Origin of the sequence: Achromobacter sp. JD417 (assembly GCF_041879325.1) — a bacterium.
In the GTDB taxonomy this organism is placed as follows: Bacteria; Pseudomonadota; Gammaproteobacteria; order Burkholderiales; family Burkholderiaceae_B; genus Achromobacter; species Achromobacter mucicolens.
Window position 1 is genome coordinate 3,824,291 of sequence record NZ_CP087159.1, and the last position, 25,309, is coordinate 3,849,599.

General features: G+C 66.6%; 21 protein-coding genes. 5 read left to right on the plus strand and 16 right to left on the minus strand.

All coding sequences use genetic code 11. The features are described from left to right. Positions 1-3: 3 nt before the first annotated feature. The 4 genes from ccoN to LN047_RS17665 all read right to left on the minus strand — a co-directional run bounded on the left by ccoN (position 4) and on the right by LN047_RS17665 (position 4,242). Positions 4-1,491: a cytochrome-c oxidase, cbb3-type subunit I gene (gene ccoN / locus LN047_RS17650; protein WP_056323933.1), complete on the minus strand. Its 1,488-nt coding sequence runs from the start codon at positions 1,489-1,491 to the stop codon at positions 4-6. Positions 1,492-1,675: 184 nt separating this feature from the next. Continuing rightward, positions 1,676-1,837 carry a cbb3-type cytochrome oxidase assembly protein CcoS gene (ccoS, locus tag LN047_RS17655; RefSeq protein WP_062839088.1) on the minus strand — a complete coding sequence of 54 codons (162 nt, stop codon included), beginning with the start codon at positions 1,835-1,837 and terminating at the stop codon, positions 1,676-1,678. Next, positions 1,834-2,811 (minus strand): hypothetical protein, encoded by a 978-nt coding sequence (locus LN047_RS17660; RefSeq protein ID WP_373979725.1) that lies wholly within the window; start codon positions 2,809-2,811, stop codon positions 1,834-1,836. The genes ccoS and LN047_RS17660 overlap by 4 nt, the downstream gene beginning before the upstream one ends. Before the next feature lie 162 nt (positions 2,812-2,973). Next, the gene (locus LN047_RS17665; protein WP_373979726.1) at positions 2,974-4,242 is read right to left on the minus strand and encodes an adenosylmethionine--8-amino-7-oxononanoate transaminase; all 1,269 of its coding nucleotides are present in this window, start codon (positions 4,240-4,242) and stop codon (positions 2,974-2,976) included. A 183-nt stretch (positions 4,243-4,425) separates the two neighbouring features. Here LN047_RS17665 and LN047_RS17670 point away from each other — a divergent pair, with 183 nt between their 5' ends. The 3 genes from LN047_RS17670 to bioD are packed head-to-tail and all read left to right on the plus strand — an operon-like array spanning position 4,426 to position 7,723. Further along, positions 4,426-5,616, plus strand: a complete 1,191-nt coding sequence (locus LN047_RS17670; RefSeq protein ID WP_373979727.1) for an aminotransferase class I/II-fold pyridoxal phosphate-dependent enzyme — start codon at positions 4,426-4,428, stop codon at positions 5,614-5,616. Beyond that, the gene (locus LN047_RS17675; protein ID WP_373979728.1) at positions 5,613-6,290 is read left to right on the plus strand and encodes an alpha/beta fold hydrolase; all 678 of its coding nucleotides are present in this window, start codon (positions 5,613-5,615) and stop codon (positions 6,288-6,290) included. The genes LN047_RS17670 and LN047_RS17675 overlap by 4 nt, the downstream gene beginning before the upstream one ends. Further along, positions 6,287-7,723, plus strand: a complete 1,437-nt coding sequence (bioD, locus tag LN047_RS17680) for a dethiobiotin synthase (RefSeq protein ID WP_373979729.1) — start codon at positions 6,287-6,289, stop codon at positions 7,721-7,723. Before LN047_RS17675 ends, bioD begins: the two co-directional genes overlap by 4 nt. Positions 7,724-7,751: 28 nt before the next feature. Here bioD and LN047_RS17685 read toward each other — a convergent pair whose 3' ends face one another. After that, entirely contained in the window at positions 7,752-8,636 is an 885-nt protein-coding gene (locus tag LN047_RS17685) for a LysR family transcriptional regulator (protein WP_373979730.1), read from the minus strand. 106 nt (positions 8,637-8,742) lie between these two features. Between LN047_RS17685 and LN047_RS17690 the strand changes: the two genes are divergently transcribed. Further along, positions 8,743-9,807, plus strand: coding sequence for an NAD(P)-dependent alcohol dehydrogenase (locus tag LN047_RS17690; protein WP_373979731.1), 1,065 nt, complete (start codon positions 8,743-8,745; stop codon positions 9,805-9,807). A 27-nt stretch (positions 9,808-9,834) separates the two neighbouring features. On the opposite strand, the gene LN047_RS17695 is transcribed toward LN047_RS17690, so the two are convergent. Next, positions 9,835-10,230 carry a DUF1398 domain-containing protein gene (locus LN047_RS17695; RefSeq protein WP_142054483.1) on the minus strand — a complete coding sequence of 132 codons (396 nt, stop codon included), beginning with the start codon at positions 10,228-10,230 and terminating at the stop codon, positions 9,835-9,837. 204 nt (positions 10,231-10,434) lie between these two features. After that, the gene (gene aceA / locus LN047_RS17700) at positions 10,435-11,754 is read right to left on the minus strand and encodes an isocitrate lyase (RefSeq protein WP_056323915.1); all 1,320 of its coding nucleotides are present in this window, start codon (positions 11,752-11,754) and stop codon (positions 10,435-10,437) included. A gap of 317 nt (positions 11,755-12,071) precedes the next feature. On the opposite strand from aceA, the gene queF reads away from it, so the two are divergent. Beyond that, positions 12,072-12,896, plus strand: coding sequence for an NADPH-dependent 7-cyano-7-deazaguanine reductase QueF (gene queF / locus LN047_RS17705; RefSeq protein ID WP_373979732.1), 825 nt, complete (start codon positions 12,072-12,074; stop codon positions 12,894-12,896). Positions 12,897-12,970: 74 nt separating this feature from the next. Here queF and LN047_RS17710 read toward each other — a convergent pair whose 3' ends face one another. From LN047_RS17710 to LN047_RS17750, 9 genes are all read right to left on the minus strand, one after another. After that, positions 12,971-13,972 carry a cytochrome-c peroxidase gene (locus tag LN047_RS17710; protein WP_223576162.1) on the minus strand — a complete coding sequence of 334 codons (1,002 nt, stop codon included), beginning with the start codon at positions 13,970-13,972 and terminating at the stop codon, positions 12,971-12,973. A 206-nt stretch (positions 13,973-14,178) separates the two neighbouring features. Further along, positions 14,179-15,486 carry an MFS transporter gene (locus tag LN047_RS17715; protein ID WP_373979733.1) on the minus strand — a complete coding sequence of 436 codons (1,308 nt, stop codon included), beginning with the start codon at positions 15,484-15,486 and terminating at the stop codon, positions 14,179-14,181. A gap of 159 nt (positions 15,487-15,645) precedes the next feature. Beyond that, the gene (gene pgsA, locus LN047_RS17720) at positions 15,646-16,218 is read right to left on the minus strand and encodes a CDP-diacylglycerol--glycerol-3-phosphate 3-phosphatidyltransferase (protein WP_056323904.1); all 573 of its coding nucleotides are present in this window, start codon (positions 16,216-16,218) and stop codon (positions 15,646-15,648) included. Positions 16,219-16,422: 204 nt separating this feature from the next. Continuing rightward, positions 16,423-18,249: an excinuclease ABC subunit UvrC gene (gene uvrC, locus LN047_RS17725; protein ID WP_056323901.1), complete on the minus strand. Its 1,827-nt coding sequence runs from the start codon at positions 18,247-18,249 to the stop codon at positions 16,423-16,425. Further along, on the minus strand, positions 18,212-19,270 hold the full coding sequence (nagZ, locus tag LN047_RS17730; protein ID WP_373979734.1) for a beta-N-acetylhexosaminidase: 1,059 nt from the start codon (positions 19,268-19,270) through the stop codon (positions 18,212-18,214). Before nagZ ends, uvrC begins: the two co-directional genes overlap by 38 nt. A gap of 49 nt (positions 19,271-19,319) precedes the next feature. Then, positions 19,320-19,754, minus strand: a complete 435-nt coding sequence (acpS, locus tag LN047_RS17735; RefSeq protein WP_056323898.1) for a holo-ACP synthase — start codon at positions 19,752-19,754, stop codon at positions 19,320-19,322. 38 nt (positions 19,755-19,792) lie between these two features. Continuing rightward, entirely contained in the window at positions 19,793-20,533 is a 741-nt protein-coding gene (pdxJ, locus tag LN047_RS17740) for a pyridoxine 5'-phosphate synthase (RefSeq protein ID WP_062839094.1), read from the minus strand. Then, the gene (locus tag LN047_RS17745) at positions 20,530-22,023 is read right to left on the minus strand and encodes an efflux transporter outer membrane subunit (protein ID WP_180098344.1); all 1,494 of its coding nucleotides are present in this window, start codon (positions 22,021-22,023) and stop codon (positions 20,530-20,532) included. The genes pdxJ and LN047_RS17745 overlap by 4 nt, the downstream gene beginning before the upstream one ends. Continuing rightward, the gene (locus tag LN047_RS17750; RefSeq protein ID WP_373979735.1) at positions 22,020-25,250 is read right to left on the minus strand and encodes a multidrug efflux RND transporter permease subunit; all 3,231 of its coding nucleotides are present in this window, start codon (positions 25,248-25,250) and stop codon (positions 22,020-22,022) included. The genes LN047_RS17745 and LN047_RS17750 overlap by 4 nt, the downstream gene beginning before the upstream one ends. Positions 25,251-25,309 lie beyond the last annotated feature (59 nt).

A 25,309-nucleotide genomic window follows, 5' to 3' on the forward strand; every position in this document is an offset into this window, starting at 1 on the left:
TCGTCAAACAGTGGCCGGCACGGCGGTCGCGGGGACCGTCGGACGGGCGGCATGGGGATCGTCTTGCGGAATGGCGGGATTGACCGCCGTGGCGCCGCTCACCGTCTTCCATACGTTCCAGGCCATGACGAACACACCGCACAAGAACAGGGTTCCACCCAGCAAACGGATCAGGTAGTACGGAACGCGCGTCTTCAGTTCTTCGACGAAGCTGTAGACCAGGGTGCCGTCCGGCGCCGTGTCGCGCCACATCAGGCCTTGCTGCACGCCGGCGATCCACATGGCGGCGATGTACAGCACCACGCCGATGGTCGCGATCCAGAAGTGCAGTTCGATGGCCTTGACGCTGTACATCTTTTCGCGGCCGTACAAGCGCGGGATCAGGTAGTAGAGCGAGCCGAACGAAATCATGGCGACCCAGCCCAGCGCGCCGGAGTGCACGTGGCCGATGGTCCAGTCCGTGTAGTGCGACAGCGCGTTCACGGTGCGGATCGACATCATCGAGCCTTCGAACGTGGACATGCCGTAGAACGACAGCGCGGTGACCATGAACTTCAGGATCGGATCGGTGCGCAGCTTGTACCAGGCGCCCTGCAGGGTCATGATGCCGTTGATCATGCCGCCCCAGGAAGGCGCCAGCAGGATCAGCGAGAAGGTCATGCCCAGCGACTGGGTCCAGTCGGGCAGCGACGTGTACAGCAAGTGGTGCGGGCCCGCCCACATGTACGTGAAGGCCAGCGCCCAGAAGTGGACGATGGACAGGCGATACGAGTAGATGGGACGGCCGGCCTGCTTGGGCACGAAGTAATACATCATGCCCAGGAAGCTGGTGGTCAGGAAGAAGCCCACGGCGTTATGGCCGTACCACCACTGCACCATGGCGTCCTGCACGCCCGCGTAGGCGGAGTAGGACTTCCACATCGACACCGGCATTTCAATGTTGTTGAAGATGTGCAGGATGGCGATGGTGAGGATGTACGAGCCGAAGAACCAGTTGGCCACGTAGATGTGCTTGGACCGGCGCTTGATGATGGTGCCGAAGAACACGATGGCGTAGGCGACCCAGACCAGCGTGATCAGGATGTCGATGGGCCATTCGAGTTCGGCGTATTCCTTGCTGCTGGTAAAGCCCATGGGCAAGGTGATCGCGGCCGCGACGATGACGACCTGCCAGCCCCAGAACGTGAAGGCGGCGAGTTTGTCGCAGAACAGGCGCGCCTGACAGGTGCGCTGCACGACGTAGTAGGACGTCGCGAAAAGAGCGCTGCCGCCGAAGGCGAAAATCACGGCGTTGGTGTGCAGCGGGCGCAGGCGGCCGTAGCTGAGCCATGCGGTGTCGAAATTCAACTGAGGCCAAATTAGCTGCGCGGCAAGAAACACACCGACAGCCATGCCGACAATGCCCCAGACCACGGTCATGATGGCGAACTGCCTCACGACCTTGTAGTTGAAGGTATCGGACTTGCTTGCGATTGCGGGGCAATCGTTCATCACCCATCCCCTAAAGTAACAAGAACTTCCAGGCTTCGATGATGGGACTAGTCACAGGAGTCGGCGTTGATTTGGATCAACCGGGTTGCGACGCCTTGGACATCGCTGCATAACCGCAACGCTCTTAGGGGTATCTGGGCGTGAAAAGACCTGGCCGGCGGCTGCGGCGAGGGGCGCGCGACCGTCAGCGGCGGCCGGCGGCGCCGCTGTCGTCGTCGCGCAAGATGGCCGTGCCGGCGTTGTCGGTGTCGTCGTACTGGCCATTGAAAACGGCCCACCACAACGACACGCCGATGGCGAGCACGAACAGCAGCGAGAGCGGCAGCAGAAGGTAGAGGATGGTCATGATGCCGCCCCCAGCGCGCTGCCGGCTGCTGGGGCGCCCGACCAGTCGCGGCGGCACAAGCGCCACGAGTTGTAGGCCACCGCCAGCGACGACAACAGCATGGTGATGGCAGCCAGCCAGGGCGTGACCCAGCCGACCAGGGCCAGCGGCGTCATCAGCAGGTGCCAGACGAGTGAGCCGTAAAGGTTCTGCCGCGCCTTGCGCCGCGCCTCGGCAAGCAGCGCGTCCAGCGCGGACTCGGGCATTTCGGGGTGCGCCGCCAGCGCGCTGTGCGCGGATGCCATGGCGGTGGGCACGGCCATGGACATGGCGCACGGGCAGCTCATGACCAGCAGCGCCACCATGACGGGAATGCTGTGGGCGGGATCGATGTAGGCCCAGCCGGCAGCGGCGGCCAGCGCCAGCGCCACCTGCGCCATGACGAACCGGGACGCCACGCGGTCGGCGCGCGCCCCCAATTGCAGGCGCTGGTCTTCGACGCGGGCATGGCGGCGGCCGGCGGCACCCGCGCCCCCGAAGGATTGGCGGGCGCACAGTTCGAGGTAGCGCGCGGTGAGCAGGAACGCCACGAACATCGTGACCGAATCGAAATAGACTTCGCCGTGGCCGGTGTAGGTGGCGTGCACGCTGGGGATGAAGGCGGCGACGATGCCAAGCGCCACCGGCACGTCCATGCCGGCGCGCCCCTGCCGCAGGTTGGCGCCGGCATGGCGCCAGATGGGCCATGCCGAATACAGGACAACGGGCACGGTCAGCGCGAAGCTGGCCCAGTTCATGAGAACGATGGCCCAATCCAGGGTTTCGAGCGCGTCGGCGGGCATGGATTCGTGGCGCAGATAGCCGGGCCACGCGAACATCATGACCTGCATCATCGCCAGCCACGCGAGCGACAGCCGCACCAGCGCGTGGCGGCGTTGCTGGCGGTCGGCGTCGGGCAGGCTGGGCGGGACGGCGAAAATGGATTTGGCACGCATGATGGCGATGGTAATCAGGCCCGCCCCTGGCCGCCTTGATCTGAATCAAGGCGGTCGTGGCGATTTGCCGCCGCACCGGGGCGCCCGAACGGCATCAGGGGCGGCCAAGCGCACTTCGAGGCGGCCGTCGTGGCGGCCGAAGTGGCCGCCTGAGCGGCGGCCTTACGGACGGCAGGCCCGCAGCACCGCCGTCACGGCAGTTGTCAGCCGGGCCAGATCCTCGGCGTCGATGGTCAACGCAGGCGTCAGATAAATCACGTTGCCGAAGGGACGCACCCAGACGCCCGCCTCGACCAGGCGGCGCTTGAGGGCCTCGCGGTCGGCAATGCCGTCCAGCTCGACCACGCCGATCGCCCCGAGCACGCGCACGTCGCACACCCAGGGCAATTCACGGCAAGGCTCCAAGCCGGTGTACAACGCCGCAGAGATGGCCTGCGCCTGCGCCAGCCTGGGTTCGGTCTCGAACAGGTCGAGCGAGGCATTGGCCGCCGCGCAGGCCAGCGCGTTGCCCATGAAGGTGGGGCCGTGCATCAGCGCGTGGGCGGGGTCGTCGGACCAGAAAGCCTGGAAGACCCTGTCGCTGGCCACCGTGGCGGCCAGGGGCAGCGTTCCGCCTGTCAGCGCCTTGGACAGCGTGATGATGTCGGGACGGATGCCGGCCTGCTCGAAGGCGAACAGGGTGCCGGTGCGCCCGAAACCCGTGAAGATCTCGTCGAAGATCAACAGCAACCCGTTCTTGTCCGCCAGCCGGCGCAAGCGGCGCAGGACCTCGGGATCGTGCAGCAGCATGCCGCCCGCGCCCTGCACCAGCGGCTCGACCAGGATGCCGGCCAGTTGCGGCGCGCGCGCCTGCAGCCAGGCGTCCAGTTCGGCCTCCCCCGCCTCGTCGCGCGGCAGGCTGACGATGTCGTGCCCGGCCAGCATGCCATTAAAGAGGCTGTGCATGCCTTCGTCCGGATCGCACACCGCCATGGTGCCGAAAGTATCGCCGTGATAGCCGCCCCGGAATGCGAGGAAGCGTGTCCGGCCGCGCTCGCCCTGGTTCAGCCAGAACTGCAGCGCCATCTTCATGGCGACCTCGACCGCCACCGAGCCGGAATCCGTATAGAAGACGCGATCCAGGCCCGGCCCCAGCAGTCCGGCCAGCCGGCGCGCCAGGGTCAGGGCGGGTTCGTGCGTCAATCCGCCGAACATGACGTGCGGCATCGCGTCCAGTTGCGCGCGCACGGCCTGGGCGATGTGCGGGTGGTTGTAACCGTGGCAGGCCGTCCACCAGGACGCCACCCCGTCCACCAGCGTGCGGCCGTCGGCCAGTTCCAGCCGGCTGCCGTGGCTGCGCACCACGGGCAGCGGTGGCGTTGCCGTCTTCATCTGGGCATAGGGAAGCCAGATATGGGGTTGGCCCTGGGCCATCCAGTCGGGCACGTGCATCGTTCACCTCTTGAAATCCGGCGGCGCCGCCACCGGTTCGCTGCACGTCGCGCAAGCGCCCCGGGAGCCGTTGCGCCTCCACTACAATGGCCCGCATTCTACGGCCTGGCGCGGGCGTTCCCCGTCCGTCAGCCTGCCTGCCGCCACGGCGCGCAGGCCTCGGGGCCACTGCAGGATTTATTGATGTCTAAGCTGGATTCGCTGTTTTCCGCCGAGCTGGCGCTCGCCGATACCCGCCGTAAACGCCGCAGGCTGCGCACGGCGTCGTCCGCCCCGCCCGGGCGCATCGTACTGAGCGGCGCGCCCGTCCTGAACTTTTCCAGCAATGATTACCTGGGGCTGGCGCGGCATCCGCTGCTGGTCGAGCGCGCCCGCGAATGGACGGCGCGCCACGGCGCCGGCGCCCAGGCGTCGCGGCTGGTGTGCGGAAATCTGGACCTGCATGAACAGGTCGAGGCCAAGCTGGCCCGGCTCAAGGGCACCGAGGCCGCCTTGGTGCTGGCGTCCGGCTGGCAGGCGAACGCCGCCGTGCTGCCCGCCCTGCTGCGCGCGGCCGCCGCCCACGGCGAGGTGGAGGTCTACGCCGACAAGCTCAACCACGCCAGCCTGCATCATGGGTGCCAGGCCGCCGGCGTGCGGCAGATCCGCTTTCGCCACAACGACCTCGATCACCTGGAAAGCCTGCTGGCCCGCCACGCCCAAGAAGCTGGCGGCACGACGTCCGTCTCGCGCTTCATCATCACTGAAAGCGTGTTCAGCATGGACGGCGACCGCACCGATGTCGTCCGGCTGGCGGACCTGGCCGACCGTTTCAATGCCTTTGTGTATCTGGACGAGGCCCATGCCACCGGCGTGCTGGGTCCCGGCGGGATGGGCCTGGCCGGACTGGCGCCCGGGCGGATCGACCTGGCGATGGGCACGTTCAGCAAGGCGCTGGGCGGGTTTGGCGCGTACGTGGCGGGCTCGCGCGCGCTGTGCGATTTTCTTGTGAATGCGTGCTCGGGCTTCATCTACACCACCGCACTGCCGCCTGCCGTGCTGGGCGCCATGGACGCGGCGCTGGACCTGGCGCCCACGCTGAATGCCGAACGCTTGCGCCTGGCGGCCAGTGCCGAGCGCCTGCGCGACGCGTTGCGCGGCATGGGGCTGGACACGGGCGCATCCTCGACCCAGATCGTGCCCGCCATCGTGGGCGACGAGGCCCGCGCGCTGGTCATGGCTGCAGATCTGGAACGCCGCGGCCTCTTGGCCGTGGCGATCCGTCCGCCCACGGTTCCCGCAGGCACCAGCCGCCTGCGCATCGCACTGAGCGCGGCGCATCGCGACGATGACGTGTCCCGCCTGATCGCGGGTTTCGCGGCGGTGCTGGCATGACGACGCTTCCGGGTTCCGTCATTCGCCCGACGATGCTGTTCGTCCATGGCTGGGCGTTCGACTCGGCTTTCTGGGACCCGCTGCGCGCTGCGTTGCCCGAATGGCCGCAAGCCGTCTGCGACGCGGGCTACTTCGGACCCGTCCAGGAGCCGCACCTTACCGGCCCGGTGATCGCCGTGGGCCACTCGCTGGGCGTCCTGCGGCTCTTGAGCCGTCTGCCTGACCAATGCGTTGGGCTGGTGTCGATCAATGGCTTTGCCCGGTTCAGCAGCGCCGCGGATTACCCCGCGGGCGTGCCCGTCCGCATGCTGGACCGGATGCGCAAGCGTCTGGCCGAGTCGGCGGACGACGTGCTGCGGGATTTCCGCCAGCGCTGTGGCGACGATTCCCGCTTTGACGAACCCCGGACGGCTGCGCTGCACCAGGGTCTTGAAGCCCTGCGCGACGACGACCAGCGCGCCGCGCTGGCCACCCTGCCTGTGCCGTTGCTGGCGCTGGCCGGCAGCGCGGACGCCATCGTGCCGGCCGGGATGATGCGCGCCGCCTTTGCCGGGCGGCCAGACGGCGACCTGCATTGGCGCGAACGGGGCGGCCATCTCTTGCCTGTCTCGGACACTGACTGGTGCGCGGCCCATATTCGCGCCTTTGCCGCCCGCGTGGCGCCGCCCGCATGACGCAGGCTGCCCGCAATGCCCGCGTCGGCGACCGCTTCGGCGCGGCCGCCGCCCGCTACGAAAACCACGCGGCCATCCAGCGCATCGCGGCCGAACGGCTGGCGAGCGACATCGCCCTCTTGCCCCTGCCGCCCTGCCCCCGCATCCTGGAGATCGGCTGCGGCACCGGACTGCTGACCCAAGCGCTGGCGCGACGGCTGGGGCCAGCCGACTGGACGGTGACCGATATTTCACCCGGCATGCTGGCCGCCGCGCAGCGCGGCCCCGCCCTGCCCGGTACTGTGCACTACCAGTTGCTGGACGGCGAGCACCCCGCCGGACTCGCAGGCGGATTCGACCTGATCTGTTCGAGCCTGGCCGTGCAGTGGTTCTCGGACCTGAACGCGGGCCTGGGCCGGCTGGCCCGCCTGCTGGCGCCCGGCGGCCATCTGGCCGTGGCCACGCTGGCCTCGGGCACCTTCTCCGAATGGCAGGCCGCACACGCCAACGCTGGACTGGCGCCCGCGACGCCCGCCTATCCGCCCGCCCACGCCATCCGTCCGGCCATGACCGATATGGCCGGTGGCGTGTGCGGCGAACGCCTGATACAAGATCATCCTGACGGCCTGCATTTTCTGCGCGGCTTGAAGGGCATTGGCGCGACCACCCCAGCGCCCGGCCGCCCGCCGCTGGGCGCGGCGCAACTGCGCCGGGTGCTGGCCGCGTTTGACGAACAAGGCGCCACGGTGACGTATCACCTGGCGTTCGGTATGTGGAGAAAGACCATGCAGCGGCCTAATGGCGTTTTTGTGACGGGCACCGATACCGGCATCGGCAAAACCCTGGTGTCGGCCATCCTGGCCCGTGCCTGGAATGCCGATTACTGGAAGCCGGTGCAGACGGGCGTGGCCGAAGAGCCCGGCGACACCGACACCGTCGCCCACCTGGCGCGGTTGCCGCCCGAGCGCCTGCACCTGCCTGCCTACGTGCTGCAGGCGCCGCTGTCGCCGTGGGCGGCCGCCACGCTGGAAGACACGGTCGTCGACGCCACCACCATCGTGCCGCCCGCAACGCGGGCGCCGCTGATTGTGGAAGGCGCGGGCGGCCTGTATGTGCCGATCGACGACACGCACATGATGATCGACCTGATCGCGCGCCTGGACATGCCGGTGGTGCTGGCGGCGCGCAGCGGACTGGGCACCATCAACCACACCTTGCTGAGCCTGAAGGCGTTGCAGCGGCGCGGCATCCCCGTGCTGGGCGTGGTCATGAGCGGCCCGCCGTCCGCGGGCAACAAGGAAGCCATCGAGCGCTTTGGCGGCGTGCGCGTGCTGGCGGAGATCCCGCCGCTGCCGCGCGTGGACGCCGCGGCCGTCGATGCATTGGCCCAGGGCATCGCGCCGCTGGCCGAATGCCCGGCGGCGCTGTATGACGCCGAAACCGAAGCGGACTAGCCCAGACGCCAGTCCGGCGCGCCCGGCATCACTGCCGGGCCATGTCGATGAACGCCCGCAGCGCCGATGAGACGCGGCGCTGCCGGGGGTAATACAGCATGAAGCCCGGAACCACGGGACACCAATCCTCCAGCAACCGCACCAGCCTGCCCGATGCAAGCAGGTCCGCCACGTAGCTTTCGGGAACGTAGCCGATACCGATGCCATCGCAGGCCGCGCGCACTTCGGCATGCACGTCGCTCAGCGCAATGCGGCCTGGCACGTCGATTTCCACCTTTTCGCCGTCCTTCTCGAACTCCCATTTGAAATAGCGGCCGCTGGGAAACCGGTAGCGCACGCAGTCGTGCCGCAGCAGGTCGGCCGGCGTCCGGGGCGCCTCGCGCCCCTGCAGATAGCCGGGCGATACCACCACCACCGCGCGCAGCGGCGGGCCGATGGGAACCGCGACCATGTCCTCGGGCACGGCTTCAAGCAAACGCACGCCCGCGTCGAAGCCGGATTTCACGATGTCCACAAAACTGTCGTCTTCCCCTATTTCCAGGCGGATGTCCGGATAAGCAGCCAAAAAACGGGCGGCCATGGGCATCAGCAGCAGGTACGAGGCCGCGCGCGACGTGTTGATGCGCAGCGTGCCGGCAGCGGATCCGCGAAATTGGTTCATTTCGTCCAGCGCGTCGCCCAGGCCATGCAGCACCGGCTGCAGGCGCTCGGCCAGGCGGTGGCCGGCTTCGGTCAGGGCGACGCTGCGCGTGGTGCGGTTGAACAGGTTCACGCCAAGACGCTCTTCCAGGTTGCGGATGGCGTAGCTGACCGCCGAGGTCGACAGGCCGAGCTCTTCGCCCGCCTTGCGGAAGCTGCCCAGACGGGCGACCGCCGAGAACGCGGCAAGATGGGATAGGTTGTCGAGCGGCATGATTATGCAAATTTATTCAATAAATCATGCCGAAATTCTAGCTTGAAGTGGGTTGTCGGCGGGCTTATTGTGAACGCCTGCTCAATAAACATCCCAAGAGGCCGTCATGATCCAAGCCCAAGGCTACGCCGCGCACAGCGCCGACACTCCCCTGGTTCCCTTCAGCTTCACCCGCCGTGAACCGTGCGACGATGACGTGCTGATCGACATCCTGTACAGCGGCATCTGCCACTCCGACCTGCACCAGGCGCGCGGCGACTGGGGCAATTCCATGTACCCGATGGTGCCCGGCCACGAAATCATTGGCCGCGTCGCGCAAGTGGGCAAGAACGTGACGCGATTCAAGGTCGGCGACTACGCCGGCGTGGGCTGCATGGTGGACTCGTGCCGCCATTGCAAGGCGTGCCGTCTGAACCTCGAACAGTATTGCGAAGAGAACGCCACGCTTACCTACAACGACAAGGAGCGTGGCAGCGACCAGTTGACGTTCGGGGGCTACTCCGATCGCATCGTGGTGACCGAGCACTTCGTCGTGAAGGTGTCCGACAAGCTCGACCTCAAGGCCGTCGCGCCTCTGCTGTGCGCCGGCATCACCACCTATTCCCCGCTGCGCCACTGGAAGGTGGGGCCGGGCAAAAAGGTCGGCGTCATCGGCTTGGGCGGCCTGGGCCACATGGGCGTGAAATTTGCGCATGCAATGGGCGCGCATGTGGTGATGATCACGACTTCGGCCGACAAGGCCCGCGACGCCAAGCGCCTGGGCGCGGACGAGGTGCTGGTCTCGCGCGATGCCGACGCCATGGCGGCGCACGCCGGCACGTTCGACTTCCTGCTGAACACGGTTCCCGTCAGCCACGACGTCAATCCCTACATGGCCCTGCTGGCGCTTGACGGCACCATGGCGCTGGTGGGCGCGCTGACGCCGCTGGATCCGATCCCCGGCGCCAACCTCATCATGGGCCGAAAGTCGCTGGCCGGCTCGGCGATCGGCGGCATGCAGGAGACGCAGGAAATGATGGATTTCTGCGCCGAGCACAACATCGTCAGCGACGTGGAGATCGTGCCGATCCAGGCCGTGAACGAAGCCTACGAGCGGTTGGTGAAGAACGATGTGAAGTATCGCTTCGTGATCGACATGGCGTCGCTGAAGGAAACGCGCGCTGCCGCTTAAGCCTGCTTCCCCGAGGGCCTTCTGGGTTCAGTCGGGGAACTTCTCGTCGTGGGCATCACCCAGGCGGCCGAAATATGTGACGTGCCGGCCCGCGATCCACACCGCGTAGCCCACGCAGCCCGCCGCGCAACTCAGGCGCTTGAATTCCGGGTACATCACCTCGCCCCGCTGCGCGCCGCGAATCGCGGCTTGCAGCGCGGCCCGATCAAAGTCATTGGCAATGGCGACATCTGGCACATCCAGCGGAATGTCCAGCGTCTGGTCATCAGGCAGGTAGTAGGCGGTGCGGCGGGACCGGTAGTCGACCACATAGGATTCGACCCCTGCGCCCGCCAGTTGACGGATGACTTGGCCGAAGTGGATGCGGCCTTGGGCGGATGCCTCCGCGGTTTCACGAATGATGGATTGCGTGGACGCGTTCATGGATGGCTCCTGACGGTGAAAAGGAGAAGACCGTTCCGGCGCCTCGGCCTTCGCACCGTCCAGCGTACTGCGGGAATCGCGCCATCGCGAAACAAAAAAGAGGGTGCCCGCAGGCACCCTTGAATCCACCCTACAACAGCACCTGCGACTACACACCTGCATGCAGCGCCCGGCGTCCCGCGGGACAGGCCGGGCGCCGCCGGCTTACGCAGCCTTCTGCGCCTTGCCGTGTTCGAACTGCGCCTCTTCGGTCGAGCCGGTCAGCGCGGTCGTGGACGACTTGCCGCCCTCGATCGTCTGGGTCACGGCGTCGAAGTAACCGGTGCCCACTTCGCGCTGGTGCTTCACGGCGGTGAAGCCCATTTCGGCGGCGGCAAATTCCTTCTGCTGCAGTTCCACGAACGCGCTCATCTGGCGGCGGGCGTAGCCGTGGGCCAGCTCGAACATGCCGTAGTTCAGCGCGTGGAAGCCGGCCAGCGTGATGAACTGGAACTTGTAGCCCATGGCGCCCAGCTCGCGCTGGAACTTGGCGATGGTGCCGTCGTCCAGGTTCTTCTTCCAGTTGAACGACGGCGAGCAGTTGTAGGCCAGCAGCTTGCCCGGGAATTGGCGATGGATGGCGTCCGCGAACTTGCGGGCGTATTCCAGGTTGGGCGTGGACGTTTCGCACCAGATCAGGTCGGCGTACGGCGCGTAGGCCAGGCCGCGGGAAATGGCTTGGTCGATGCCGGCGCGGGTGCGGAAGAAGCCTTCCACCGTGCGCTCGCCGGTGATGAACGGACGATCGTTTTCATCGACGTCGCTGGTGACCAGGTCGGCGGCGTCGGCATCGGTGCGGGCCAGCAGCAACGTCGGCGTGCCCATCGTGTCGGCGGCCAGGCGGGCCGACACCAGCTTGGACACCGCCTCGCGGGTGGGCACCAACACCTTGCCGCCCATGTGGCCGCACTTCTTCACGGAAGCGAGCTGGTCTTCGAAGTGGACGCCCGACGCGCCCGCCTCGATCATGGCCTTCATCAGTTCATAGGCGTTGAGCACGCCGCCGAAACCGGCTTCGGCGTCCGCCACGATGGGCGCGAAGAAGTCGATGTAGCCTTCATCGCCGGGGTTCTTGCCTTCCATCCACTGGATCTGGTCGCAGCGCGTCAACGAATTGTTGATGCGGCGAACCACCTGCGGCACGGAGTTGGCGGGATAGAGCGACTGGTCGGGATACATTTCGCCGGCCAGGTTGGCGTCGCCGGCGACCTGCCAGCCCGACAGATAGATGGCTTTCAGGCCGGCCTTGACCTGCTGCATGGCCTGGTTGCCGGTCAGAGCGCCCAGCGAATTGACGAACGGCTCGCTGTGCAGGAGTTCCCAGAGGCGCGTGGCGCCGCGGCGGGCAAGCGTGTGTTCGACGCTGATCGAGCCACGCAGGCGGATGACGTCTTCGGCGCTGTAGTCGCGCTTGATGCCCTGCCACCGGCTGTTCTCGGCCCAATCTTTCTGCAGGTTGCGGATTTCGGTTTCGCGATTGCTCATGGTGATGCTCCTGGTCAGTAGTGAGAGAACTTCAAAGGATTCGCGTCGTGCATTGCGTGAATCGTTGGAGAAAGTCTATGCCTGTGCTGCGGAGCAATGTGAAGGCAGGTCTTATACAAGACGAAAAATGTTATGCATTTAAATCAATGAGTTATGAACACAATTTTGTATAATGAAATGCGATTGTCGTTTATGAAATGCCGCCCCGCTGCTGCGCAACACGGGCTTTCACATGCCGAGAGTTACATTTCACGTTGTGGAAAATCGGGCCCCTTCCAGCGCCTACAATGCCGTCATCCCGTTTTTGAATTCCTGCTATGACCCTGTCTCACGGCCCTCTCGGGCAGAGCGTGGCCTACGCCTCGCAATACGACCCCTCGCTGCTGTTCCCCATTGCGCGCTCGCACAACCGCGCGGCGCTCAATCTGAATGACGGCAACCTGCCCTTTAGCGGGGTGGACCTGTGGAACGCCTACGAGCTGTCGTGGCTGGACGCCAAGGGCAAGCCGCGGGTGGCGATGGCGACGTTCTCGGTGCCGGCCGACAGCCCCAACATCATCGAATCCAAGTCGTTCAAGCTGTACCTGAACTCGTTCAACCAGACCCGCCTGGTCAATTCGGCGGCCCTGCGCGGCCGGCTGGAACGCGACCTGAGCGCCGCCGCGGGCGCGCCGGTGGGCCTGGACTTCTTCTTGCCGCAGCGCTTTTCCGAGCTGCAGATGAGCGAGCTGGACGGCATCTACATCGACAAGCTGGATATCGAGATCGACACCTATGAGCCCGCCCCCGAGCTGCTGCGCACCCGGCCGGGCGACGTGGTCGAAGAAACGCTGGCGTCACGCCTCTTGAAGTCGAACTGCCCCGTGACCGGCCAGCCCGATTGGGCCACGGTGCAGATCCGCTACCGCGGCAAGCCGATCGATCGCGAGTCGCTGCTGCGCTATGTGGTGTCATTCCGCCAACACGCCGAATTCCACGAGCACTGCGTCGAGCGCATCTTCAGCGACATCATGCAGGCTTGCGGCCCGGAGCACTTGACGGTGTATGCGCGCTATACGCGCCGCGGCGGACTGGACATCAACCCCTGGCGCAGCAACTTCGAGGCGGCGCCGCCCGCCGATAGGCGAACCGTCCGCCAGTAACGCGCCTGCCGCGAAGAACGGCCGCCCCAGGGCGGCCGTTTTGCTTTTGCTGTTCAGCAATTACCGATCTGCGCTTACTTCACGAACGGCTCAGGCCGCGGCGTGTCGTCTTCGGACGGCGGCAGCACCGGGTACTGGATGACCGGCTGGTCGCCCGTCAGCGTCTTCAGGAACGCCACGATCTGGCCGTTTTCATCGGGCGTGAACGTGCGGCCCAGTTGCAGGCGGCCCATGACGTCGACGGCCTGCGTCAGCGTGGCCGCTTCGCCGTCGTGAAAGTACGGGTAGGTCAGCGCGACGTTGCGCAGCGTCGGCACCTTGAAGTTGAAGCGGTCCGCGTCCTTGCCCGTGACCGCGGCCCGGCCTTCGGCCTTGTTCTCGGTGATATAGGGGGTGACCAGCCCCATCTTCTGGAACGAGTTGCCGCCCACCGCCACGCCGTTGTGGCAAGCGACGCAGCCGCTGTTCTTGAAAAGGTCGTATCCGGCCAGCTCCCGGACGGTCAGCGCTTTCTTGTCGCCCTTGAGCCACTGGTCGAAACGCGAATTTGGCGTTACCAGGGTTTCTTCAAACGCGGCCAGCGCGCTGGTCACCTCGTCGATGGTGATCGCGTCCTTGCCGAAGACCTGCTTGAATTCGGCGCGGTAGCCCGGAATGGAATTGAGCACCTGCACCGCCAGCTCGTGGGTGGACGCCATTTCCATGGGGTTCTCGATCGGGCCGCCCGCCTGTTCGCGCAGGTCCTTGGCGCGGCCATCCCAGAACTGGGCGATGTTCAGGCTGGAATTGAGCACGGTCGGCGAATTGATGCCGCCCTGCTGCCATTTGTGGCCGATGGAGGCCTTCAGGTTGTCGGACCCGCCCATGGCAAGGTTGTGGCAGGAATTACAGGAGATCGCGCCGGAGCGGGACAGACGCGGATCGAAGAAGAGCTTCTTGCCCAGTTCGACCTTGGCGGGTTCCTTGATAACGGCGGGCTCGATCGGCTGGATGGGTTCCTGCGACGCGCTCCACGCCTGATTTGCCCACAGTCCCAGTACGAGTCCCACGGCCAGCAGCGTACTTGTCTTTCTCATTTGCTTCTCCTGTGAATAACCAGTTCAACCACATGGTTATTACATCGGGGAAGCGATGCCCTGGCCTTGCGAGGCATCAAGCGGCGCCGGCCGGGGCGGATGCCGCGATGCCCAGCTTGACGGCGCGCAAGGCAGCGTCGGCGCGGCGCTGGGCGGTCAAGTGATCACGGGGAAACTACGATTACGTCGCCCGCGGTCTCACGGCATTACGGCCGCGCTGCTGCCGCTGCCACGGGCGGTTCGGCGCGGCGCGCCTGCACCGCGATCCACTGCGCCAGGAAAGCGGCCACGGCGAACGCCACGCCCGCGCCCACCCACGGACCTTGCCGCAGGCCAGCGTCCAGGAGCAGGCCGAAGGCGAGCGGCCCCAGCGCCGAGCCCACGTCCATGCCCGAATACACCAGGCCGTAGACCGAGCCCGTCGAGCCCTTGGGCGTCACGCGGCGGATCAGCATGTCGCGCGACGGTGCGGCCACGCCCGAGCAAAAACCGGCCAAGCCCACGACGGGCGCGGCCAGCACGGCGGGCACCAGCCCCAGCGCCAGCACGACCAGCGTCAGGCCGGCCAGGATCAGCGCCACCATGACGGTGCGCTCGGTGCGCGGGTTGGCCGACACCAGGAAGCCGCCGGCCGCCATACCCACCGCCGAGGCGACCATATACCCCGATAGCGCGGAACTGGCCGTGACCTTGGACAGGTCGTAAAGCTGGCCCAGCAAGGGAATGGTGTAGTTCTGCACCGACGAAAGCGCGATGGAGGTGCAGGCAAAGAAGAGGAAAGCGCCCCACAGCGCGGGCTTGGACAAGAGCGCGGACAGCGTGGCCAGAACGCCCTCTTGCGGTTTGGCGGCGGGCTTGGGCGCGTTGGCGGCATCCTTGGCGTCGCCGCCGGCCTCGACGGGCGACGGGCCACCCAGCAGGTCGCGTCCCAGCACCGTCAGCAGCAGCACCAGCGCCACGAGGCCGGCGGCGCTATAGGCTGCCACGCGCCAGTTGGCCAGCAGCGTGATGGTGGTGATGAACACGGGCGTGAGCGCCCACCCCAGGTTGCCGGTCAGGCCGTGCGTCGAGAACGCATGGCCGAGCCGCGGGGCGGTGACGCGGTGGTTGATGAGGGAGTAATCGGCCGGATGAAACACCGAATTGCCGATGCCGCCGATGACGGCGGCGGCCATCAGCATGACGTAGCCGGTGGCCGATCCGATCAGCACGCCCGACAGCACGAAGCAGCCCAGCCCGAACCAGAGCACGGGGCGCGCGCCGATGCGGTCCACCACGAAACCCGAGGACGCCTGGCCGATGCCGGACACCACGTAGAACGTCGATACCAGCAGGCCCAGCCGCGCGAAGTCCAGCCCGAACTGAAGGCCCAGCGCGCCGTACAGCGACGGCAGCACAAGCTGGAAGAAGTGGGACGACGCGTGCGCCACGCCGATGAGCAGGATGATTTTCCAGTCGCGCCGGCGTACGTCGGCGTCCGAGAGCAAGGGGGTGGCGGCGGTAGCGGTGTTCATGGCACAAGGCCGCGAAGGCGGCAGGATGCGTTCCGCTTGAGGCGGTTCGCGGGTTGTCTCCGGCGGCGCGCGGGTGCTTGCCCGGGCGTAATTTTTTTGCGACTGCAGGGTCTGCAACTGCGCCGGGCCGGCTTATTCAGCCGGCCCGGAAAATCGATACTACATGGCTTTTTCGCGGATCGCGGGCCAGGCGCGCTGCAGGTAGTACAGCATCGACCACACCGTCAGCACCGCGGCCACGATGATCAGCACGTCACCCAGCAGCTTGGTGCTGACGCCGTAGATTGTCTGGTTATACAGCAGGCACGGAATGGCGATCATCTGCGCCGCCGTCTTGAACTTGCCCAGCCGGTGCACGGCCACGCTGGCGCTGGCGCCGATCTTGGCCATCCATTCGCGCAGCGCGGAAATCGTGATTTCACGGCCGATGATGATGAGCGAGATGAAGGCGTCGACCCGGCTCAGGTCAAGCAGCACGATGAGCGCGGCGCAGACCATGAGCTTGTCGGCCACCGGGTCCAGAAATGCGCCAAATGCCGATGTCTGGTTCCAGCGCCGGGCTAGCCAGCCGTCGAACCAGTCTGTCAGCGCGGCGATGATGAAGGCCCATGCCGCCAGCGTATCGCGCGTGGGAACAGACATCCAGCTTTCGGGCAGATAGAACAGCCCGACCACCAGCGGAATCATGGCGATACGCAGCCACGTCAGAATAATGGGAACGTTAATTGGCATAGTGTCCGTATCCTAACAGCTAGAGCCCACCCCCGAAGCGCCTTTGGCGCTTCCCCCTCAAGGGGGCGCCTCTGCGGACCGGCGGAGCCGGATCCGCGCGGCCCGGATTGCTCGTCGGGTGGAGTGGTTGAAATTTGGGGTTTGGCATGTTGGGTCGGCGGCGAGGGTGACACGAATTCGTGACAATTGGGCAAGTCCGGGGCGTCAGCGCAGCGCCTCGTAGATGCGGATTGCCAAGTCTTGCGAGATGCCGTCTACCGAGGCCAGGTCCTCGATGCTGGCGCGGGCAACGCCGGAGAAGCCGCCGAAGCGGGCCAGGAGGCGCTGGCGGCGGCGGGCGCCCACGCCTTCGATTTCTTCCAGGCGCGAGACGTTGCGTGTCTTGGCGCGGCGGGCGCGCATGCCGGTGATGGCGAAGCGGTGGGCCTCGTCGCGCACCTGGGCGATCAGCATCAGCGCGGCGGATTCGCCGCCCAGGGCGACCGGCGGACGTCCGTCGGCGAAGACCAGGGTTTCCAGGCCGACCTTGCGCCCTTCCCCCTTGGCCACGCCCACCAGCGTCTGGATGTCCAGTCCCAGTTCCGCGAACACCTTGCGGGCGACTTCTACCTGGCCCTTGCCGCCGTCGATGAGGACAAGCCCGGGCATCTGTGCGTCGCCGTCGGCCACCTTCGCAAAACGCCGGGTCAGCACCTGGCGCATGGCCGCGTAGTCGTCGCCGGGCGTGATGCCGGCGATGTTGTAGCGGCGGTACAGGGAGGGCTGCATGTCGTGGTGCTCGAACACCACACAGGACGCCTGGGTGGCTTCGCCGGCGGTGTGGCTGATGTCGAAACACTCGATGCGCAGCGCGTCGAGCGCGGCTTCGTCGGTGTCCAGGTCCAGCGCTTCAGCCAGCGCCAGCGTGCGGGCCGCCCGGGCGCCGGATTCGGTCAGCGCGCGGGCGAGCGCCATTTCGGCGTTCTTTGCCGCTTGCTCCAGCCACGACCGGCGCGTGCCCTGCGGCCGCGTCAGCACCCGCGTCGGCCGGCCGCCCGACTGCTCGACCAGCAGCGCGATCAGCTCGGGATCGGGCAAGGTGTGCGAACACACCAGGATGGGCGGCATCGCGTTCTCGGTGTAATGCTGGGCCACGAAGGCTTCCAGCACCTGCGGCGCCGCCTCGCCTTCGGCGTGCGAGGGAAAGAACGGCTTGTCGCCGAGATGGCGGCCGCCGCGCACCATCGCCAGGTTCACGCAGACCTTGCCGCCGGCAATGGCCACCGCAATGATGTCGGTGTCTTCGCCGCTGACGTTTTCCATCGTCTGCTGGTGCAGCACGCGCGCCAGAGATCCCATCTGGTCGCGCAGCGCCGCGGCTTCTTCGAAGCGCAACTCCATGGAGGCCTGCTGCATGCGGGCCTCGATCTCGCCCATGACGTCCTTGGCCTCGCCGTTCAGAAAGCGGACGGCGCGATGCACGTCGCGGTCGTATTCGGCCGCTTCGATGGCGCCCACGCAAGGCGCCGAGCAGCGCCCGATCTGATGCAGCAGACAGGGGCGCGAGCGGTTGGCGAACACGCTGTCTTCGCACGTGCGCAGGCGAAAGACCTTTTGCAGGATCTGGATGGTTTCGCGCACGGCCCAGGCATTGGGAAACGGGCCGAAGAACTGGCCGCGCTTGTTGGTGGCGCCGCGGTAATACGCGATGCGGGGCCAGTCATGCCCCGTGATGTGCAGGTACGGATAGGACTTGTCGTCGCGAAACAGGATGTTGTAGCGCGGCTTCAGGCTCTTGATGAGGTTGTTTTCCAGGATCAGCGCTTCGGCCTCGGAGCGCGTCACCGTGACCTCCAGCCGCGCCACCTTGGCCACCATCTGCGCGATGCGCGGGCTGGACAGCGTCTTCTGGAAATACGACGAGACGCGCTTCTTCAGGTCGCGCGCCTTGCCGACATACATGACCTCGCCGGCCGCATCCAGGTGCCGGTAGACACCCGGCAGATGCGGCAGGTCAGACAGGAACGATTTGAGATTGAAGTCGTCGGGCATTCTGGTAACGGCTTTCGGCCTGCAAGGTATCCCAATCGGGCGCATCGAAACGCGGCATCAGGCGCCGGATGCGCGCAACGGACTCGGGCGCATGGTCGAACTCAAGGCGCGACAGCAGGTCGTCGGCCAGGTCCGGGCGGTTGCACACCAGCACCATGTCGCAACCGGCGCGCAGCGCGGCGTTGGCCCGGTTCAGGATGTCGCCCGCGACCGCGGCGCCTTCCATGGTCAGGTCGTCCGAGAACACCACGCCATCGTAGCCCAGGCGCTTGCGCAGGATGTCCTGCACCCAGCGCTTGGAAAATCCCGCCGGATGCTTGTCCACCTTGGGATAGATCACGTGCGCGGGCATGACGGACGGCAGGACCGCGTCGCCCAGCCACGCGTAGGGCGCGGCGTCGTCCTTCATGATCTCGTCCAGCGTGCGCGGATCGACGGGGATCTCGTGGTGCGAGTCGGCCTCGACGTAACCGTGGCCCGGGAAATGCTTGCCGCAGGCCGACATGCCAGCCAATGCCAGGCCTTGCACCAGCGCGCGCGACAGCATGGTCACGACGCGGGGATCGGCGTGGAAGGCGCGGTTGCCGATGACCTTGCTGACGCCGTAATCCAGGTCCAGCACCGGCGTGAAGCTCATGTCCACGCCGCAGGCGCGCAGTTCGGCGGCCAGGACATACCCGGCCTCGGTGGCCAGGCGCATCGCCTGCAGCGGGTCCTGATCCCACAACTGGCCCAGCGCGCGCATCGGAGGCAACGGCGTGAAGCCGTCTTCGCGGAACCGCTGCACACGGCCGCCTTCGTGGTCCACCAGGATCAGCAGCGGCTCCTTGCGCGCCTTGTGGATCTGGCGCGTCAGCGCGGTGAGCTGGGCGCGGTTCTCGAAGTTGCGGGCAAAGAGGATGACGCCGCCCACCAGCGGGTGGCGCAGGCGCTTCTTTTCCGCCTTCGTAAGCGTGTATCCCGCCACATCGACCATCACGGGGCCGGGGGGCAGGACCGCCTTGGATTTCTTTTTGGCCATGGAGGTGTCCTTGTAGATGTGCGGCAAGCCGGCGGGAAACATCCCGGGCTCAGGGCTTGCGCTCGACCACCACGTACGCGGCGGCCATGTCGGATTCATCGGTAATGGAAACGTGGGCCGCGCCGAACCGTTCGGCATACCAGGCCTGCAATTCGGGCGCGATCACCAGCACCGGGCGGCCGCCCGGCGCATTCAGCGTCTGCACGCGCCGCCACGTCATCGGCATGCGCATGCCCAGGCCGATCGCCTTGGAAAAGGCTTCCTTGGCGGCAAAGCGCGTGGCAAGGAAGCGCAGCCCGCGGACGGGGTCGCGCGCGCGGCGGGCATGGAATTTGAGGAGTTCTTCGGGTCCCAGAATCTTTTCGGCGAACCGGTCGCCGTGGCGCGCCAGCGCGCGCTCGATCCGGTCGATGCGCAGGAGGTCCATGCCGATGCCGGCAATGGCGCCGGCGGGCGTGGCGGAAGAAGAGTCGGACATCGGCATCGCCTGGCTAGCGGTCAAAACGCGTCATCGGCCCGCGTTCAAAGCCCGCGCAGCGCGTGCAACCGCGCCTGCACCATCAGCGCCTTCATGTCGCGCACGGCTTTTTCCCAGCCGTCGAAGATCGCCTGCGCCACGATGGCGTGGCCGATGTTGAGTTCGGAAATGCCGTCCAGCGCGGCCACCGGCTTGACGTTGCCGTAATGCAGGCCATGTCCCGCGTTCACGCGCAGCCCGTGGCGCAGCCCTTCGGTCACGGCCAGGCGGATGCGCTGCAGTTCGGCGTGGGCGGCTTCGCCCTCGGCCTCGGCGTAGGCACCGGTGTGCAGTTCGATCACGGGCGCGCCAGCCTTGGCGGCGGCGGCGATCTGAACCGGGTCCGGATCGATGAAGAGCGAAACGCGAATGCCGGCTTCGGTCAGCAGGGCCACGGCGTCGGACACCGGGCCCATCGCGCCGGCCACTTCCAGCCCGCCTTCCGTCGTGAGCTCGGTGCGCTTTTCGGGCACCAGGCACACGTCGCTGGGCTTGACCGCGCAGGCGATCTCAAGCATTTCCGGAGTGACCGCGCATTCCAGGTTCATGCGGGTGCGCAACTGCGGGCGGATCGCGTAGACGTCGGCATCCTGGATGTGGCGACGGTCTTCGCGCAGATGCAGCGTGATCAGGTCGGCGCCGGCGTCCTCGGCGCGCAGCGCCGCGGCGATCGGGTCGGGGTACGCCGTGTGGCGCTGCTGCCGCAGCGTGGCGACGTGATCGATATTTACACCAAGTTCTATCATTGCACTTTCGTTGTTTCTTCCCAGCCACCGCCCAGCGCCTTGTACAGCTCCACGCGGTTGATCAGCGCAGCCAGGCCGGTTTGCACCAATGCGAGCTGGGCGTTGAAAAAGTCCACCTGCGCGGTCTGCACCTGCAGGTAGCTGTCGATACCGTTGGTATAACGCAAATTCGACAACTCCAGCGTCCGCGCCGACGAATCCTGCAGCGCGCGCTGGGCATCGAGCTGCGCCCCGTAGGTGGCCTCGCCCGCCAGCGCGTCCGAGACTTCGCGGAACGCCTGCTGGATGGTCTGCTCGTACTGCGCCACGGCGATATTGTCGCGCGCCTTGGCCAGGTTCAGTCCTTCGCGGATGCTGCCGCCTGCAAACAGCGGGGTCGTGATCGACGGCGAGAAGCTCCAATACCCCTGCCCGCCCTTGAACAGATCCCCCAGCGACGGGCTGGCCACGCCCAAGAGGCCAGTCAGCGAGATGGTCGGGAAGAACGCCGCGCGCGCCGCGCCGATGTTGGCATTGGCGGACAGCAGCTGGTTTTCGGCGGCGGCGATGTCGGGCCGGCGCTCCAGCAGGTCGGACGGCAGGCCCGACGGCACCGTGGCCAGCACCTGGTCGCGGCCGAACGTGGCCGGCGGGGGCAGCGTGTCGGGCAGCGGCGTGCCCACCACCAGCACCAGCGCGTTCATGGCCTGCGCGCGGGCGCGGGCCAGTTGCGCCAGGTCGGCAGAGGCCGTGTCCAGCAGCGATTTGGACTGGTTCAGGTCCAGTTCGGAGGCCACGCCGCCGTCGAAGCGGCGCTTGACCAGGTCATAGGATTCCTGGCGCGAGGCCAGCGTGCGCTGCGTCAGGTCCAGCTGGACCTCGGCGGCGCGCAGGTTGAAATACGACTGCGCGACCGAACCCACCAAGGTAATGTGAACGGTCTTTTGCGCCTGCTCGGTCGACAGGTACTGCTGGTACGCGGCTTCGGACAGGTTGCGCAGGCGGCCGAACAGGTCGATTTCGAACGTGGTCAGGCCGATGCCGGCCTGGTAGGAGCTGCTGATCGAGCTGGAATCCGGACCGCCGGGCCGCATGTTGGCCGGCAGGTGCTGGCGCTGTCCCTGGATGCCGGCGCCGATGCTGGGCCACTGCGCGCCGCGCTGGATGCCGTATTGCGCCCGGGCCTCTTCGACGCGCTGGACCGCGACGCGCAGGTCGCGGTTGTTGACCAGCGCAAGCTCGATGAGGGCCTGCAGACGCGGATCGCGGAAGAATTCGCGCCAGCCCAGGTCCGCCGCGGGTGTGCCGGCCTGCGGCACGACGTCGGCGGCGGGCTGCGAGCCCAGCGTGGTGGCGCGCGAGTACGCGCCGTATTGCACCTTGGGCTGATCCGGCCACGCCGGGCTGACCGGCGCGTCGGGACGCTTGTAATCGGGCGCCAGCGAGCAGCCGGCCAACGCCACCGCCACAAAGGCGGACAAGGCGGTCTGTCTGAACATCAGGGCTTTCATTCCTTGCCCTCCTGGCCACCAGTGGGTTGTGCGGTCTGCGGCGTTGCCGGGTCAGCGCCCTTTTCGGCCGCCGCCTTCTTTTCGGCCTGCTCCTGTTCGAAGGCGCGCAGTTCGGCGCCGAGCAGGCGCGGGCGGGTCTTGAACAGGCCCAGCACCACCACGAAGAATGTCGGAACGAAGATCACGGCGAACGGCGTGGCGGCCAGCATGCCGCCCAGCACGCCCAGGCCCACCGCGCGCTGGCTGGCCGCGCCCGCGCCGGTGGCCAGCGCCAGCGGAATCACGCCCAGAATGAACGCCAGCGACGTCATCAGGATGGGCCGGAAGCGCAATCGCGCGGCCTCCACCGCGGCCTCGTACAGACCCATGCCGCGCGCGTACTGGTCCTTGGCGAATTCCACGATAAGAATGGCGTTCTTGGCCGCCAGCCCGATCACGGTCACCATGCCGACCTGGAAGTACACGTCGTTGGACATGCCCAGCGCACTAACCAGCGCCACCGCGCCCAGCATGCCCAGGGGCACCACCAGCATGACGGAGATGGGAATGGCCCAGCTTTCATACAGCGCGGCCAGCACCAGGAACACGACGAGGAGCGACAGGCCCATCAGGATGGGGGCCTGGTTGCCGGCCTGCAATTCCTGGTACGACAGCCCCGTCCACTCGTAGCCGAAGCCCTGCGGCAACTGGGCGACCAGGCGCTGCATTTCATCCATGGCCTCGCCGGTGGAGTAGCCCGGCGCCGAGCTGCCGCCGATACGCATGGATTCGTAGCTGTTGTAGCGCACCACCTGCACGGGCCCCTGCACCCATTCCGCCGACACGAACGTGGACAGCGGCACCATCCCACCCTGCGCGTTGCGGGCGTTCAGCTTGAGCACGTCGGACAACTGCATGCGGTACGGCGCGTCGGCCTGAACCCAGATGTTCTGCATCCGGCCCATGTTGGGGAACTTGCTCAGGTAGGCCGAGCCGACCGCGGTCGAGATGAGCGATGCGGCTTCGTTGAAGTCCACGCCCAGCGCGGCCGCCTTGTCGCGGTCGATGTTCAGCGTGAGCTGCGTGCCCGCCGACAGCCCGGTGATACGGACCTGCGACAGCACGGGGCTCTTCATGGCCTCGCCCATCAGCTGCGCGGTGGCAGCCGCCAGCGCCTCGGTGCCCGCGGCGCCGCGATCCTGCAGGCGCAGGTCGAAGCCGGTGGCGTTGCCCAGCGACGAGATGGCCGGCGGCACCAGCGTGAAGACCTGCGCGTCATGGATACCCATGAGCTGCTTTTCGAACGCCGTGAAGGCGATCGCGCCGGCCGAATCCTGGCGCTCCTTGCGGTCCTTGAAGTCCTTGAGCGTCGTGAAGGCGATGGCCGCGTTCAGACCGTTGCCGTTGAAGCTGTAGCCCTGCACGGCAATGACGTTCTCGACGGCGGGAATGCCCTGGAAGTACTTTTCGACCTGCTCGATGACCTCGACGGTACGGTTGGCGCTGGCGCCGGTGGGCAGCTCGATGTTGCTGACCACGTAGCCCTGGTCTTCCTCGGGCAGGAACGACGACGGCAGGCGCAGGTAGAGCCAGCCCAAAAGCAGGACCAGCACCAGGAACGCCAGCATCATCCGGCCGCCCTTGTGCAGGATGCGCGACACCCAGTTCTGGTAGCCGTGCGTGGTGGCGTCGAACTTGCGGTTGAACCAGCCGAAAAAGCCCTTCTTGTCCTCGTGGTGGCCCTTGGCCACCGGCTTGAGGATGGTGGCGCACAGCGCCGGCGTGAAGGTCAGCGCCAAGAGCGCCGAAAAGAAGATGGACACGGCCATGGCCACCGAGAACTGGCGGTAGATCACGCCCACCGACCCGCTCATGAAGGCCAGCGGCAGGAACACGGTCACCAGCACCAGCGTGATCCCGATGATGGCGCCGCTGATCTGCGGCATGGCTTTCTTGGTGGCCTCCTTGGGCGGCAGGCCCTCGGTCGCCATGATCCGCTCGACGTTTTCGACGACCACGATGGCGTCGTCCACGAGAATCCCGATGGCAAGCACCATCGCGAACATGGTCAGCACGTTGATCGAAAAGCCCAGCGCCAGCATCACGGCGAACGCCCCCAGCATGGCCACCGGGACCACGAGCGCCGGGATCAGCGTGTAGCGCACGTTCTGCAGGAACAGGTACATGACAAGGAACACCAGCACCATGGCTTCGGCCAGGGTATGGAGCACCTGCTCGATGGAGACCTTGACGTAGGGCGCGGTGTCGTACGGCACCGAATACTGGATGTTGCCCGGGAAGTACTTGGACAGTTCCTGCATCTGGTTGCGCACGCCTTGCGCGGTGGCCAGCGCGTTGGCGTTGGGCGACAGCACGATGGCGAAGGCCGCCGTGGGCTTGCCGTTCAGGCGCGCGCCGAACTGGTAGTTGTCGGCGCCGACCTCGATGCGGGCGACGTCGCGCAGCAGCACCTTGGAGCCGTCGGTGTTGGCACGCAGGACGATACGGCCAAAGCCGTCGACCGTGCTCAATTGGCCGTTGGCCGTGACCGTGGCCGTGATGCGCTGCGATTCCGGATTGGGCGGCGCGCCGATGCTGCCGCCGGAGATCAGCACGTTCTGGCTGGCGATGGCGTTGTTGACCTCGGCCATGCTGAGGTTGAAGCCGACCAGCTTGGCCGGGTCCAGCCAGACGCGCATCGCGCGCGGCGCGGCGAACAACTGGAACTGGCCGACGCCCGGTACTCGCGAAACCGGGTTCTTCACGTTGCGGGTGATGTAGTCGGCCAGCGCCGTCTGGTCCAGCGAGCCATCGGTGGACGACAGCGTCACGATCATCAGAAAGCCGGTACTCGTCTGCTCGTACTGCAGGCCCTGCTGCTGCACCGCGCTGGGCAGCTGGGCGATCACGTTGGACACGCGGTTCTGCACGTCCACCTGCGCCAGGTCAGGATTGGTGCCGGGCGCAAACGTCGCGGTGATGGTCGAGGTGCCGTAGGAGTCGCTGACGGACTCGTAGTAGATCAGGCCCTTGGCGCCGTTGAGCTGGTCTTCGATGATGCTGGTGACCGACTCGGCCACTTCGGGGGCCGACGCGCCGGGGTAGGTCGCGGTGATCGTGATGGCCGGCGGGGCCACATCGGGGTACTGCGCAACCGGCATGTTCGGGATGGCCAACACCCCTGCCAGCAGAATGAAAAGGGCAACTACCCAGGCGAAGATTGGTCGATCGATAAAAAATTGCGGCATGTGGGCTGACTCTGAAAGCGATGCTCACCAAAGAGGAACGCGGCGCTTGCTGCGCCGCG